This window comes from Pseudonocardia aurantiaca (assembly GCF_039526725.1).
Classification (GTDB): Bacteria; Actinomycetota; Actinomycetes; order Mycobacteriales; family Pseudonocardiaceae; genus Pseudonocardia; species Pseudonocardia aurantiaca.
On record NZ_BAAAJG010000027.1, the window covers coordinates 181,338 to 194,311 of the forward strand.

11 protein-coding genes are annotated in these 12,974 nt (G+C 71.2%); 8 read left to right on the plus strand and 3 right to left on the minus strand.

Features of this window, described 5'->3' with window-relative positions:
* Positions 1 to 5: 5 nt before the first annotated feature.
* Genes ABD143_RS33855 through ABD143_RS33870 form a run of 4 tightly spaced genes read left to right on the plus strand, consistent with a single transcriptional unit; the run spans position 6 to position 5,453 of the window.
* Positions 6 to 1,313: a nickel pincer cofactor-dependent isomerase, group 22 gene (locus tag ABD143_RS33855; protein ID WP_343986382.1), complete on the plus strand. Its 1,308-nt coding sequence runs from the start codon at positions 6 to 8 to the stop codon at positions 1,311 to 1,313.
* Positions 1,304 to 2,851, plus strand: a complete 1,548-nt coding sequence (locus ABD143_RS33860; RefSeq protein WP_343986385.1) for a UxaA family hydrolase — start codon at positions 1,304 to 1,306, stop codon at positions 2,849 to 2,851. Before ABD143_RS33855 ends, ABD143_RS33860 begins: the two co-directional genes overlap by 10 nt.
* On the plus strand, positions 2,827 to 3,648 hold the full coding sequence (locus ABD143_RS33865) for an SDR family NAD(P)-dependent oxidoreductase (RefSeq protein WP_343986387.1): 822 nt from the start codon (positions 2,827 to 2,829) through the stop codon (positions 3,646 to 3,648). The genes ABD143_RS33860 and ABD143_RS33865 overlap by 25 nt, the downstream gene beginning before the upstream one ends.
* Complete coding sequence (locus ABD143_RS33870; protein WP_343986389.1) at positions 3,645 to 5,453, plus strand: IlvD/Edd family dehydratase; 1,809 nt, start codon at positions 3,645 to 3,647, stop codon at positions 5,451 to 5,453. Before ABD143_RS33865 ends, ABD143_RS33870 begins: the two co-directional genes overlap by 4 nt.
* A 132-nt stretch (positions 5,454 to 5,585) precedes the next feature.
* On the opposite strand, the gene ABD143_RS33875 is transcribed toward ABD143_RS33870, so the two are convergent.
* Both ABD143_RS33875 and ABD143_RS33880 read right to left on the minus strand, forming a co-directional pair.
* On the minus strand, positions 5,586 to 6,530 hold the full coding sequence (locus ABD143_RS33875) for a 2-hydroxyacid dehydrogenase (RefSeq protein ID WP_343986392.1): 945 nt from the start codon (positions 6,528 to 6,530) through the stop codon (positions 5,586 to 5,588).
* Between the two features lie 23 nt (positions 6,531 to 6,553).
* Positions 6,554 to 7,516 (minus strand): LysR family transcriptional regulator, encoded by a 963-nt coding sequence (locus tag ABD143_RS33880; protein WP_343986395.1) that lies wholly within the window; start codon positions 7,514 to 7,516, stop codon positions 6,554 to 6,556.
* A gap of 135 nt (positions 7,517 to 7,651) precedes the next feature.
* Between ABD143_RS33880 and ABD143_RS33885 the strand changes: the two genes are divergently transcribed.
* From ABD143_RS33885 to ABD143_RS33900, 4 genes are all read left to right on the plus strand, one after another.
* Positions 7,652 to 8,671: a tripartite tricarboxylate transporter substrate binding protein gene (locus ABD143_RS33885; RefSeq protein ID WP_343986398.1), complete on the plus strand. Its 1,020-nt coding sequence runs from the start codon at positions 7,652 to 7,654 to the stop codon at positions 8,669 to 8,671.
* Entirely contained in the window at positions 8,668 to 9,171 is a 504-nt protein-coding gene (locus ABD143_RS33890; protein ID WP_343986401.1) for a tripartite tricarboxylate transporter TctB family protein, read from the plus strand. Before ABD143_RS33885 ends, ABD143_RS33890 begins: the two co-directional genes overlap by 4 nt.
* Before the next feature lie 6 nt (positions 9,172 to 9,177).
* Positions 9,178 to 10,722 carry a tripartite tricarboxylate transporter permease gene (locus ABD143_RS33895; RefSeq protein WP_343986404.1) on the plus strand — a complete coding sequence of 515 codons (1,545 nt, stop codon included), beginning with the start codon at positions 9,178 to 9,180 and terminating at the stop codon, positions 10,720 to 10,722.
* 81 nt (positions 10,723 to 10,803) lie between these two features.
* On the plus strand, positions 10,804 to 12,222 hold the full coding sequence (locus ABD143_RS33900) for an Nramp family divalent metal transporter (RefSeq protein ID WP_343986406.1): 1,419 nt from the start codon (positions 10,804 to 10,806) through the stop codon (positions 12,220 to 12,222).
* A 13-nt stretch (positions 12,223 to 12,235) separates the two neighbouring features.
* Here the strand turns inward: ABD143_RS33900 and ABD143_RS33905 are convergent, their stop codons facing one another.
* On the minus strand, positions 12,236 to 12,961 hold the full coding sequence (locus ABD143_RS33905; protein ID WP_343986409.1) for a FadR/GntR family transcriptional regulator: 726 nt from the start codon (positions 12,959 to 12,961) through the stop codon (positions 12,236 to 12,238).
* Between the last annotated feature and the right edge of the window lie 13 nt (positions 12,962 to 12,974).

Below are 12,974 nucleotides of genomic sequence, written 5' to 3' on the forward strand. Positions count from 1 at the left end.
GTGTCATGACCACGGATCTCGGGCCGTTCGAGGCCGTGCGGGGGCTGGAGTTCGACGTCCCGTTCCCGCAGCTGCTGCCGGTGCGGCAGCGCTTCGACCCGGCGAAGGTCGCGGACGTCGCCGCGGCCACGGCCAAGGCGTTGGAGCCGCTGCGCTCGCGTATCCGGCCCGGGACGACCGTGGCGGTCACGGCGGGCAGCCGCGGCATCCACGACAAGCCCGCCGTGGTGCGTGCGGCGGGCGAGTGGCTGCGCGCGGCGGGCGCCGAGCCGTTCGTCGTGCCCGCGATGGGCTCACACGGCGGCGCGACCGCGGAGGGCCAGGTACAGCTGCTCGCGGACCTGGGCATCACCGAGGGATCCGTCGGGATGGCGATCCAGGCGACGATGGAGACCGTCGAGATCGACCGGCTCCCCGGCGGCCCGGCCGTGCACATGGACGCGAACGCGGCCAAGGCCGACATGGTGCTCGCGATCAACCGGGTCAAGGCGCACACGGATTTCAGCGGTGACGTCGAGAGCGGGCTTGCCAAGATCATTGCGATCGGCCTGGGCAAGCAGCGCGGTGCCGAGGGGATCCACCGGTTCGGACCGGCCAACCTGGCCGTCTGGGTTCCTGCGGTGGCGAAGCGGGTGGTCGAGACCGGGAAGATCCTCGGCGGCCTCGCGATCGTCGAGAACGCCCACGACCGCGCCGCCAGGATCGAGCTGGTGGAAGCGGGCGACATCGGCGGCCCGGTGGAGTCCGCGCTGCTCGCCGACGCCAAGCGCCGCATGGCGACGCTCCCGTTCGACGAGATCGACGTCGCCGTGATCGACGAGATGGGCAAGAACTTCTCCGGCGCCGGGATGGACACCAACGTCATCGGCCGGATGATGATCCGCGGCAGTGCCGAGTTCGACCGGCCGCGCATCCGCAACATCGCCGTCCTGGACGTCAGCGACGCCTCGCACGGCAACGCCGTCGGCCTCGGCCTCGCCGACTTCGTGCCGTTCCGGCTGCTGGAGCGCATCGACCTGCGCAGCGTCTACATCAACGCGATGACCTCGGGCCTCGGCGGCCCCCAGCGCGCGCAGATCCCGATGGCGATGGCCACCGAGCGGAGCGCGATCGCGGCCGCGGTTCAGACATGCGGGCAGGCCGACCCCGGCGCCGTCACGCTCGTGCGGATGCGCAACACACTCGACCTCGAGCACCTGCTGGTGTCCGAGTCGCTGCGCCCCGCCGTCGACGCCGACCCGGACCTGGAGATCACTGGTGACGCCGTCCCGATGGCGTTCGACGAGAAGGGACGGCTGCTGCCGTGGGAGTGACGCGTGTCAGCATCGAGCGGCGGGGTGAGCCGAGTGTCCGGCTGCATTCCGCCGACAACGTGGTGGTGGCCGCCCGGGCCCTCGCCGCGGGAACGACGGTGGACGGGGTGACCCTGCGCGCGGACGTGCCGAGCGGGCACAAGATCGCCGTCGCCGACATCCCCGCCGGGGAAGCCGTGCGCAAGTACAACCAGATCATCGGGTTCGCCTCGGAGTCGATCGCCCCCGGCGACCACGTCCACACCCACAACGTGGCGTTCCAGGCGTTCGAGCGTGACTACGCCGTGGGCGCCGACGTCACCGAGACGCAGTTCGTGCCGGAGTCGGAGCGGGCGACCTTCCAGGGCATCCGCCGGCCCGACGGGCGCGTCGCCACGCGCAACTACCTGGGCATCCTCACCTCGGTGAACTGCTCGGCCACGGCGGCCAAGATGATCGCCGACCAGTTCCGCAGGCCGGGGCTGCTCGACGACTTCCCGAACGTCGACGGGGTCGTGGCGCTCACGCACGGCAGCGGCTGCGGGATGGCAGGCGACGGCGAGGGCATCGCCGTGCTGCGCCGCACGCTTGCCGGGTACGCCGAGCACCCCAACTTCGCGGGGTTCCTGATGCTCGGGCTGGGCTGCGAGGTCAACCAGATCAAGGACGTGTCCGAGGGCTGGCGGCTGGACCCGTCCCGGCCGGTGGCGACGATGACGATCCAGGAGCAGGGCGGCACCGTCGCCACCGTGCGCGCGGGTGTGGAGGCGCTCAAGGCGATGCTGCCCGGCGCCGACGACGTGCGGCGCGAGACCGTCCCGGCGAGCGAGTTGGTGCTCGGACTCAACTGCGGGGGCTCCGACGCGTACTCCGGCATCACGGCGAACCCGGCGCTCGGCGCGGCCGTCGACATCCTGGTGCGGCACGGCGGCACGGCCGTGCTGGGCGAGACCCCGGAGATCTACGGCGCCGAGCACCTGCTCACTCGCAGGGCCGTGAGCCCCGAGGTCGCGGAGAAGCTCATCGGCCAGATCCGCTGGTGGGAGCGCTACACCGAGGTCAACCACGGATCGATGGACAACAACCCCTCCCCGGGCAACAAGGCGGGCGGGCTCACGACGATCCTGGAGAAGTCGCTCGGCGCCGTCGCGAAGGGCGGCACCACCAACCTCACCGGCGTGTACGGCTACGCGGAGCGGGTCACGGCCAAGGGCTTCACGTTCATGGACACGCCGGGCTACGACCCCGTGTCCGTCACCGGGATCGTCGCGGGCGGGGCCACCGTCATGTGCTTCACCACCGGGCGCGGCTCGGTGCTGGGGTGCAAGCCGACGCCGAGCCTCAAGCTCGCCACGAACACCCCGATGTACGAGCGGATGTCCGGGGACATGGACATCGACTGCGGTGTGGTGCTCTCGCGCGGCGAGTCCGTGCAGGCGGTGGGGGAGCGGCTGTTCCAACTCATCCTCGGCACCGCGTCGGGACGCAAGACGCTCAGCGAGGAGCTGGGCTTCGGACAGGAGGAGTTCGTCCCGTGGCAGCTCGGGGCGGTCATGTGATGGGGGAGAACATGCTCGACTTCAGTGTCGACCACAGGCTCGACTTCAGGGGCCAGGTCGTGCTCGTGACGGGCGCGGGCAGCGGGATCGGCGCCGCGGTCGCGGAGGCCTTCGGCATGCTCGGCGCGAAGGTCGTCGCGCACTACGGGCACAACCGCGAGGGCGCCGAGAAGGTCGTCGGCGCGATCCAGGAAGCAGGCGGGACGGCGTCGGCCGTGCAGGCGGACCTCGGCGACCCGGCGGCGGCGGCGCGGCTGGTCGACGACGTGGTGGCCGAGCACGGGCGCCTCGACGTCCTGGTCAACAACGCCGGTGACCTGCTGGGCCGCACCGCGATAGGCGATATGACCGACGAGCACTTCGCCCGGGTCATGGACCTCAACATGACCTCGGTGTTCGCGACGTGCCGCCAGGCCGTGGCGGCGATGCGCGGGCAGGGCTCAGGGGCGATAGTCAACGTCACGTCCGTGGCCGCGCGCACCGGCGGCGCCGGCGGGTCGGTCGCCTACGCCACCTCCAAGGGCGCGGTGAGCACGTTCACCCGCGGTCTGGCCAAGGAGGTCGCCACCGAGGGCATCCGGGTGAACGCGATCGCCCCCGGCATCATCACCACGCCATTCCATGAGCGGCACACGTCCGAGGCGCAGATGGCCGGGATGGTGTCGGGCATCCCGATGGCGCGCCCCGGCACGCCGGAGGAATGCGTGGGCAGCGTGCTCTTCCTTGCCTCCCCCGCGATGAGCGGGTACGTCACAGGACAGATCATCGAGATCAACGGCGGTCAGCTCACCCCATGACGGACACGGAGACCACCATCGGAGAGCGGCGCCTGCGCAGCCAGGCCTGGTTCGACAACCCCGAGAACCCCGGCATGACCGCCCTCTACATCGAGCGTTACATGAACTGGGGGCTCACCCGCGAGGAGCTCCAGTCCGGCAAGCCGGTGATCGGCATCGCCCAGACCGGGTCCGATCTCTCCCCGTGCAACCGCCACCATCTCGGGCTCGCCGACCGCGTGCGCGAGGGCATCCGCGAGATGGGCGGAATCGCCATCGAGTTCCCGGTGCACCCCATCCAGGAGACGGGCAAGCGGCCCACGGCGGCGCTCGACCGCAACCTCGCATACCTGGGGCTGGTCGAGGTGCTCTACGGCTACCCGATCGACGGGGTGGTGCTGACCACGGGCTGTGACAAGACCACACCCGCGTGCCTGATGGCAGCCGCTACCGTCAACATCCCGGCGATCGTGCTGTCCGGCGGCCCGATGCTCAACGGCTGGTACAACGGCGAGCGCACGGGCTCCGGCACGATCGTCTGGAAGGCCAGGGAGATGCTGGCCGCAGGCGAGATCGACGAGGCCGAGTTCGTGGAGCTGGTGGCGTCCTCGGCCCCTTCCCCGGGGCACTGCAACACGATGGGCACCGCGTCCACCATGAACGCGCTTGCCGAGTCGCTCGGCATGAGCCTGCCCGGCTGCTCCGCGATCCCGGCGGTGCACCGCGACCGCGCCCGCATGGCGTACCGGACGGGCAAGCGGATCGTCAAGATGGTGCACGAGGACCTCAAGCCGTCCGACATCTTGACGCGCGAGGCCTTCGAGAACGCGATCGTGGTCAACTCCGCGATCGGTGGCTCCACCAACGCGCCCATCCACATCACTGCCATCGCCCGGCACATGGGCGTCGAGCTGGAGATGGCGGACTGGCAGCGCCTCGGGCTCACCGTGCCGCTGATCGTGGACCTGCAGCCGGCCGGGAAGTACCTCGGCGAGGAGTTCCACCGCGCCGGGGGCGTGCCGGCCGTCGTCAACGAGTTGATGGCGCACGGGCTCGTCCGCGAGGACGCCCGCACCGTCAACGGAGCGACGATCGGCGAGAACTGCCGCGCGGCGGTCGCGACCGACCGGGACGTCATCCGCACGTTCGACGACGCGCTCGTCGACGACGCCGGGTTCCTCGTGCTGAGCGGCAACCTCTTCGACTGCGCGATCATGAAGACCAGCGTGATCTCGCGGGAGTTCCGAGAGCGCTACCTGTCCGACCCCGACCATCCGAACGTGCTGGAGGGGCGCGCGATCGTCTTCGACGGGCCGGAGGACTACCACCACCGCATCGAGGACCCCGAGCTCAAGATCGACGAGGACTGCCTGCTGTTCGTCCGCGGCGCCGGCCCGCTCGGCTACCCGGGCGCGGCGGAGGTCGTGAACATGCAGCCACCCGCCGAGCTGATCAAACGGGGCATCCACGCGCTGCCCTGCGTCGGCGACGGCCGTCAGTCCGGCACGTCCGGGTCGCCGTCGATCCTCAACGCCTCGCCGGAGGCGGCGGCGGGCGGCGGCCTCGCGCTGCTGCGCACGGGCGACCGCGTCCGCATCGACCTGACCCGCGGCACCGCCGACATGCTCCTGCCCGAGGAGGAGCTGGCGGCCCGCCGCGAGGCCTTGGTGGCGTCGGGCGGCTACCCGGTCCCGCCGTCGCAGACGCCGTGGCAGGAGATCCAGCGCTCGATGGTCGACCAGCTGTCGGGAGGCATGGTCCTGAAGCCGGCGGTGGAGTACCAGCGGGTGGCCCAGTCAAAGGGCCTCCCCCGCGACAACCACTAGCCGCATTCAGACCCCGACTCGCCTGCATTCAGACCCCGACTCGCGGGAATTGTCCGCGAGTCGGGGTCTGAATGCGCGCGAGTCGGGGTCTGAATGCGCGCGAGTCGGGGTCTGAATGCGCGCGAGTTGCTGTCAGTTGACGGGGGTGAGGGGCTTGCCCTTCGCGAACCAGTTCTCCAGGTTGTCCACCACCAGCTGGCCCATCGCGCGGCGGGTCGGTTCGCTGGCTGAGCCCACGTGCGGCAGGAGCACCGTGTTCTCCAGGTCGATCAGCTCCTGCGGGACGTTCGGTTCGTTCTCGTAGACGTCCAGCCCCGCGGCCTGGATCGTGCCCGTGCGCAGCGCCTCGATCAGCGCGGCCTCGTCCACCACCGTGCCGCGCCCGACGTTCACCAGCACGCCGTCCGGGCCGAGCGCTTCGAGCACCTCGGCGTCGACGAGGTGGTGGGTTGCTGCTCCGCCCGGCACGACGACCACCAGCGTGTCGACGTCCCGCGCCATCTCCAGCAGCGTGGGGTAGTAGCGATAGGGGACGTCCTTCTGGTTGCGGTTGTGGTAGCCGACGGTCATCCCGAATATCTCCGCGCGCCGCGCGATCTCCTCGCCGATCCGGCCGAGGCCCAGGATCCCGACGCGCCGGCCCGCCATCGTGGACTTCGTGAGCGGGTAGGGGCCTTCGGCGGGCCACTTCCCGGCCCGCAGGTACTGCTCGGCGCGGTTCAGCTCCCGGACGGTCATCAGCAGCAGGCCCATCGCGGTGTCGGTGACCTCGTCGTCGAGCACGCCGGGCGTGTTGGTGACGACGACCCCGCGCTCATTCGCCGCGTGCACGTCGACGCTGTCGTACCCGACGCCGAAGTTCGCGACGATCTGCACGTTCGGCAGCCGGTCCAGCAGCGGGCCGTCGACGCGCCGCTGCCCGCCGGTCGCGATCGCCAGCACGTCCGGGCCACGTGCGGCGAGCACGGCGTCCGGGTCGGCCGCCTCCCAGAGGCGCAACAGCTCGAAGCGCTCGTCGCAGCCCTCGATGACAACCTCGTGCATCGGCGCCGGCATCAGGACAGTCGGTCGGGTCATGCCCTCCACTCTCGTCGACGGCGTCACCCCGGCTGGCGTGGGGGCACCGCCACCGTCCCCGGTGGGGCCGGGCTGGCGAGGATCGTCTCCAGGAGCGCGCGGGCGGCCAGGGGGGTGTCGCGGTGCGGGTTCCAGAACACGCCCGCCGTGCGCCCGTCGCCGAGTTCGCCGACCTCCGCCACCGCCACCCCCGTCGTGTCGGACACGGCCATCGCGAGCGCGTTGGTGATCCCGACGCCGAGCCCGGTGCGCACGAAGTTGACCAGGGTCTGTGGCTGGTCGGTCTGCCAGGCGATCCTCGGCGACGTGCCGAGCCCCTGCAGGTCGAGCTGGCTGAGCGCGACGTGCGCCTCGTACCGGACGTCCCGGCCGGCCGACCCGCCGATCGTCACGAGCGGGTGCGCGACGAGCGCCGTGAGCGGCAGCGGCGTGGGCAGTTCGGCGAGGGGGTGGTCCGGTGGGAACACGGCGACGAGCGGCTCGCGCCACAGCGCCCGGAACGCGAGCCCGTCGGTGTGGTCGTGGGGCGCGAGCGGGCGCAGCGCCAGGTGGATCTGGCCGCTCTCCAGTGCCCCGGAGAGGTCGAGGGTCGTGCGCTCGGACAGGTCGACGCTCACCTGCGGGTGCCGGGCGGTGAACGCGCTGAGCACACCCGGCACGAACGCAGCGCTCGCGCTCGGGTAGCTCCCCAGCACAACATGGCCGCGGACCACGCCGAGCACCGCGTCGACCTCGGCCTGGGCGCGGTCGATGTCGGCGAGCACCGCGCGGGCGTGGGGCAGGAACGCCTCGCCGACGTCGGTCAGCACCACGGGGCGGTGCCGTCGGTCGAACAGTCGCGCGCCGAGGGCCTGCTCCAGCGAGGCCACGTGCGAGCTGACGCGCGACTGCGAGCGGTGTACCGATTCGGCGGCTGCGCTGAACCCGCCACTGTCGACCACGGCGACGAACGTCTCCAGCCAGTCGAGGTTCTCGACCCGTCCCACAGCGGCGCCCCCCGGCTCCTCTGATGAGTATTCGTTTCGCGGATAGACAGTAGCCGTAAGAGGCAATTGACCCGATCGGAGCGAGCTGGACATCATTCGCGCACTCACCGTCACCGCCGACCGGAGTAGTCATCGATGCCGCCGACCCGCAGCACGCGCCTCGCCGTCCTCTCCGCCGCGCTCGCTCTCGTGCTGGCCGCCTGCAGTGGCGGTAGCTCCGGGGCCCGGTCCGCACCCGACTCGCCGTGTGACACCGCCGCCGGCTTCCCGCGCAGGCCGATCGAGCTGATCGTCCCGTGGGCGGCGGGCGGCGGCACCGACAGCGTCGCCCGCTACGTCGGCACTGCGCTCGCCGAGCGGCTCGGCACCCAGGTCAACGTGGTCAACCGGACGGGCGGCGGCGGTGTGGTCGGGCACAGCGCGATCGCCACCGCACGCCCGGACGGCACCACGATCGGGCTCGCGACCGTCGAGATCACGATGATGCACTGGCAGGGGCTCACCGACCTGACCCACGAGCAGCTCACGCCGATCGCGCAGGTCAACGCGGACGCGGCGGGCGTCACGGTCGCCACCGACGCGCCGTACTCGGACGTGCAGCAGCTGATCCAGGCTGCGTCCGCCCAGCCCGGCGCGAAGACGGCGTCCGGGACCGGGCGCGGTGGGATCTGGGACCTGGCCAGGGCGGGGATGCTCCTGGAGTCCGGGCTCGCCCCCGATGCGATCCGCTGGGTGCCCAGCGAGGGCGCGGCGCCGGCGCTGCAGGAACTGGTGGCGGGCGGCATCGACGTCTCGACCGCGAGCCTCGTCGAGAACCAGACCATGATCCAGGCCGGGCGGGCGAAGGCGATCGGCGTGATGGCGCCGGAGCGGGACCCGAAGTTCCCCGACGTGCCCACACTGCGCGAGCAGGGCCTCGACTTCACGATGGCGGCCTGGCGCGGCGTCGCCGGCCCCGCGGGCATGCCCGCGGACGTCGTCTCGGAGCTGAGCTGCCACCTCGACGGGATCGTGCACAGCCCCGAGTACGAGGAGTTCATGGGCACCGCCGGCTTCGGGATCGAGTGGCGGGGCGCGCAGGAGTTCGGGGCGTTCATGGCCGAGCAGGACGCCCAGAAGGGCGAGATCATGCGGACCGCCGGGCTCGCCGGATGACGGCGGAGGAGGCCGTCGAGCCGGCTCCGGAGGCCCCCGGCGAGGTCGGCTGGCGCACGGACCTGGTCGGCGGCCTGCTGTCGGCGGCGCTCGGTGCCGCGGTGCTCCTCCACGTCCGGACCTTCCCGGAGCTTCCCGACGGGCAGCCGGGCCCTGCGCTCTTCCCCGGGCTCGTGGGGGCACTGCTCGTGGTGTTCGGGCTCGTGCTGGCCGTCCGCGCCCTGCGGGCCCGCGGGCGGGCCGTCGCTCCCGCCGCGCAGGTCGCGCCCCAGGGCGTCGTACGGGCGCTCGCCGTGCTCGGCTTCGTGGCCGCGTACCTCCTCCTGGCCGAGGCTGTCGGCTTCATCCTCACGATGGCCGTGCTGCTGTTCCTCCTGACGTGGCTGCTCGGCGTGCGGCCGCTGGTGGCCGCTGCCTCGGCCGTGGTCACGACCGGGGCGATCGTGCTGCTGTTCCGGGAGTTGCTGCTCGTGCCACTGCCCATCGGGTTGCTGGGGTAGCCGGCCGTGTCCGACCTCGGAGCGGCCTTCGGCCTCCTCGCAGACCCGACGCTCTGGATTGTCGTGTTCGCCTCGGCCGTCTACGGGCTCTTCATCGGTTCGATCCCCGGCCTGACCGCGACGCTCGCCACGGCGCTGCTCGTGCCCTTCGCGTTCTTCCTCGACCCGCTGCCCGCGATCGCCGCCGTGATCACGATGTCGGCGATGGCGATCTTCGCGGGCGACCTGCCGTCGGCGCTGGTGCGCATGCCCGGCACCCCGGCCAGCGCCGCCTACACCGAGGACGCCTACCGCCAGACGCAGGCCGGGAACGGCGCGCTCGTGCTCGGTGTGGGGCTCGTCGGGTCGGCGCTCGGGGGCATCGCCGGGGCCGTCGTGCTCATGGCGGCGGCGCCCGCACTGGCCGACTTCGCCGTGCAGTTCACGTCGTATGAGTACTTCTGGGTGGCCGTGCTCGGCCTGACGGCCTCGGTCATCATCTCCGACGGCTCGCAGGTGAAGGGCGCGATCTCCCTGCTCATCGGCGTGCTGCTCTCGACGGTGGGTATCGACATCGCGCTCGGCTACGCGCGTTTCACCTTCGGCAGCACCGACCTCCTGCAGGGGATCAGCTTCATCCCGGCGATGGTCGGGCTCTTCGGCCTCTCCGAGGTGCTGCGCAACCTGTTGCGCCCCGCTGGGCGGGTGACGCCGGTGCGCATGCACACGCGCGGGATGTTCCGCGACACCGCGCGGACGCTCCGCCGCTACTGGAAGGGCGTGATCAGCGGCAACGTGATCGGCAACGTGGTCGGGGTGCTGCCGGGTGCGGGCGGGGACGTCGCCGCCTGGGTGTCGTACGCCGCCACGAAGAACGCCTCTCCGGACGGTCACCGGTTCGGCAAGGGCGAGGGGCACATCGAGCCGATCGTCTCGGCGGGCTCGGCCAACAACGCCTCGCTCGCGTCCGCGTACGTCCCGACGCTCGTGTTCGGGATCCCCGGCGACACGATCACGGCGATCCTGCTCGGGGTGCTGCTGGTCAAGGGCGTGCAGCCGGGGCCGGAGCTGTTCGGCGCCGACGCGCCGCTGCTCTACGGCATCTACATGATCTTCATCATCGCCAACCTGCTCATGATCCCGCTCGGCTACCTGGCGATCCGGGCGAGCGGCACCTTGCTGCGCGTCCGCTCGACCGTCCTGATGCCGATCATCGTGGCGTTCTGCATCGTCGGCGCCTTCTCCACGAACAACGGCTATCTCGAGATCGGGATCATGCTCGCGGCAGGCGTGCTCGGCTACGTCATGGAGCGGACCGGCTTCCCCCTGGCGCCGATCGTGCTCGGGCTCGTGCTCGGACCGATCGTCGAGAAGAACTTCATGCAGAGCGTGATCAAGACGAACTGGGACCTCACGCAGTTCCTCACCCGGCCGATCAGCGCAGGGCTGATGGTGCTCACGGTGCTCGTCCTGGTCTATCCGCTGCTGCGGAACCTGCTTCCCGGGAGGAGGAGCGCCGATGCGCGTGCTGGTGTGGAACGGCCCGTGGGACGTGACCGTCGCGAACCGTGAGGACCCGGAGCCCGGGGAGAACAGCAGCCACAACCGAGAAGCACTGCCAGCCGGAGAAGCAACGGAGCGAGGGAGCGGCGGATGTCCGATACGACCGGGAAGGCGGCCGGCGCTGCGGCGACCGACCCCTACGCACTGACACCTGAGGGCATCAAGGAACCGCCCGTCGGCTGGCGGGCCAGCTTCCGCTACCTCGGGCCCGGCCTGATCATGAGCGCGTCGATCGTGGGGTCGGGCGAGCTGATCGCCACCACGGCGCTCGGTGCCCAGGCCGGGTTCGTGCTGCTGTGGCTCGTCATCATCAGCACGCTCGTCAAGGTCGCGGTGCAGGTGGAGCTCGCCCGCTGGACGATCGCCACCGGCGAACCCGCGCTCAGCGGCTACGACAAGGTCCCCCCGCGCATCGGGCGGATCGGCTGGGTGAACCTGCTCTGGATCGTGCTGGCGCTGTCGAAGCTGCTGCAGGTGGGCGGCATCATCGGCGGCACCGCGGCGGCGTTCAGTATCCTGCTGCCGCTCGGCGGGGACCCCCTCGGGTTCCCGTCGCTGACGATCTGGACCTGCATCCTCGCCGTCGGCAGCATCGCCCTGCTCTACTCCAACAGCTACACACTGATCGAGCGCGGCGCCGCCGTCCTCGTGGTGATCTTCACGGCCATCACCGTGCTGATCGCGCTCGGCCTGCCGCTCACACCGTTCTCGTACGGGGCGGGCGACCTGGTCGGCGGACTGGCCTTCCTCATCCCGGCGGGTGCGATCGGCGCCGCGGTGGCGATGTTCGGCATCACGGGAGTCGGCGCCGACGAGATCACCTTCTACACCTACTGGTGCCTGGAGAAGGGCTACGCGCGCTGGACCGGTCCGAACGACGGCAGCGAGGAGTGGGCCCGGCGCGCGAACGGCTGGATCCGCGTCATGTACAAGGACGCGTTCCTGTCCTGGGTGATCTACACGTTCGGCACGCTGGCCTTCTACCTGATGGGTGCGGCCGTGCTGCACCCGCAGGGCCTCGTGCCCTCGGGCAACGGGATGATCACCACGCTCTCGCGCATCTACACCGACACCCTCGGCGAGTGGGCGAGCGTCCTGTTCCTGATCGGCGCGATCGCCGTGCTCGGCTCCACGATGTGGGCGGCGATCCCCAGCTGGTCGCGGATGTACACCAACCTGCTCGCCACGCTCGGGGTGCTGGACTGGAAGGACCCGGTCGCCCGGCTGCGCTGGATCCGCATCTTCACCGTGGTGCTGCCGATCCTGTGGGCCGTCTGCTTCCTGGCGATCCAGTCGCCAGTGATCATGGTGCAGATCGGTGGCGTGACAACCGGCATCTTCCTCGTGGCCGCGGTGGTGGCCGTCTGGTACCTGCGGCGCACGGAGACCGACCCGCGCCTGCACGGCGGCCAGGGGTTCTCGGTGCTGCTCGTGGTGAGCAGCGCGGCGATCGCCCTGCTCGGCGTCTACACGCTGCTGTCGGTGTTCGGCCTCGAGATCGGCGGGTAGGTGCCGGGATGGGCTAGCCCGCGGGCCGCGACGCGGCCTGCGGGCTCAGGTACCGCTCCACGTCCTGCTCGGTCTGGTCCAGGTGTGCTTCCATCGCCGTCCTGGCCGCCTGCGGGTCGCCCGCCTCGACCGCCCGCAGGATGGCAGCGTGCCGGTCGAGCGCATGGCTGCGGAACTCCGCGATCGACGAGGTCTCCTCGCGCATCGCCCGGAGCACGGACGTCAGGGGCTCGAACAGCGCCTCGAGGAAGACGTTGTCGGCCGCGTCGAAGAGCGCCGCGTGGAAGGCGAAGTCGGCCTTCGCGGTGGCTTGCGCGTCGCCGCGGGAGTGGCCGTCGACCATGTCCTGGTGCAGCGCGCAGAGGCGTTCGAGCTGTGCGTCGGTGCGGCGCGCGGCGGCCAGCTCCACGATCGCCACCTCTACCGCGCGGCGGGCCTCGACCAGCCGTCGGGGCAGCAGCAGCGGGTCGCCGTCGACGCGGCTGCGGGCCAGCAACAGGCGCCCGTCCAGCGGCGACCAGCGGCTCGTAGGGTTGACCAGGCTGGATCGGCCCTGCTGCACGTCGATCACCCGGGTGGGTACGAGTGAGCGGATGGCCTCGCGGACCGTCAGCCTGCTGACCCCGAACCGCTGCGCCAGCTCGGACTCGCTGGGCAGCGCTCCCCCGACCGGGAACGTGCCGTCGAGGACGAGATCGAGCAACTGCTCGGCCACGACATCCGCTCGCCCCGGGCGCATCCCGGTAGCTTAC

Coding starts and splice junctions, on each gene's coding strand:
- ABD143_RS33855 (WP_343986382.1), top strand. CDS start 6: ATGACCACGGATCTCGGGCCGTTCGAGGCCGTGCGGGGGCTGGAGTTC.
- ABD143_RS33870 (WP_343986389.1), top strand. CDS start 3,645: ATGACGGACACGGAGACCACCATCGGAGAGCGGCGCCTGCGCAGCCAG.
- ABD143_RS33875 (WP_343986392.1), bottom strand. CDS start 6,530: ATGACCCGACCGACTGTCCTGATGCCGGCGCCGATGCACGAGGTTGTC.
- ABD143_RS33890 (WP_343986401.1), top strand. CDS start 8,668: ATGACGGCGGAGGAGGCCGTCGAGCCGGCTCCGGAGGCCCCCGGCGAG.
- ABD143_RS33885 (WP_343986398.1), top strand. CDS start 7,652: ATGCCGCCGACCCGCAGCACGCGCCTCGCCGTCCTCTCCGCCGCGCTC.
- ABD143_RS33900 (WP_343986406.1), top strand. CDS start 10,804: ATGTCCGATACGACCGGGAAGGCGGCCGGCGCTGCGGCGACCGACCCC.
- ABD143_RS33905 (WP_343986409.1), bottom strand. CDS start 12,961: ATGCGCCCGGGGCGAGCGGATGTCGTGGCCGAGCAGTTGCTCGATCTC.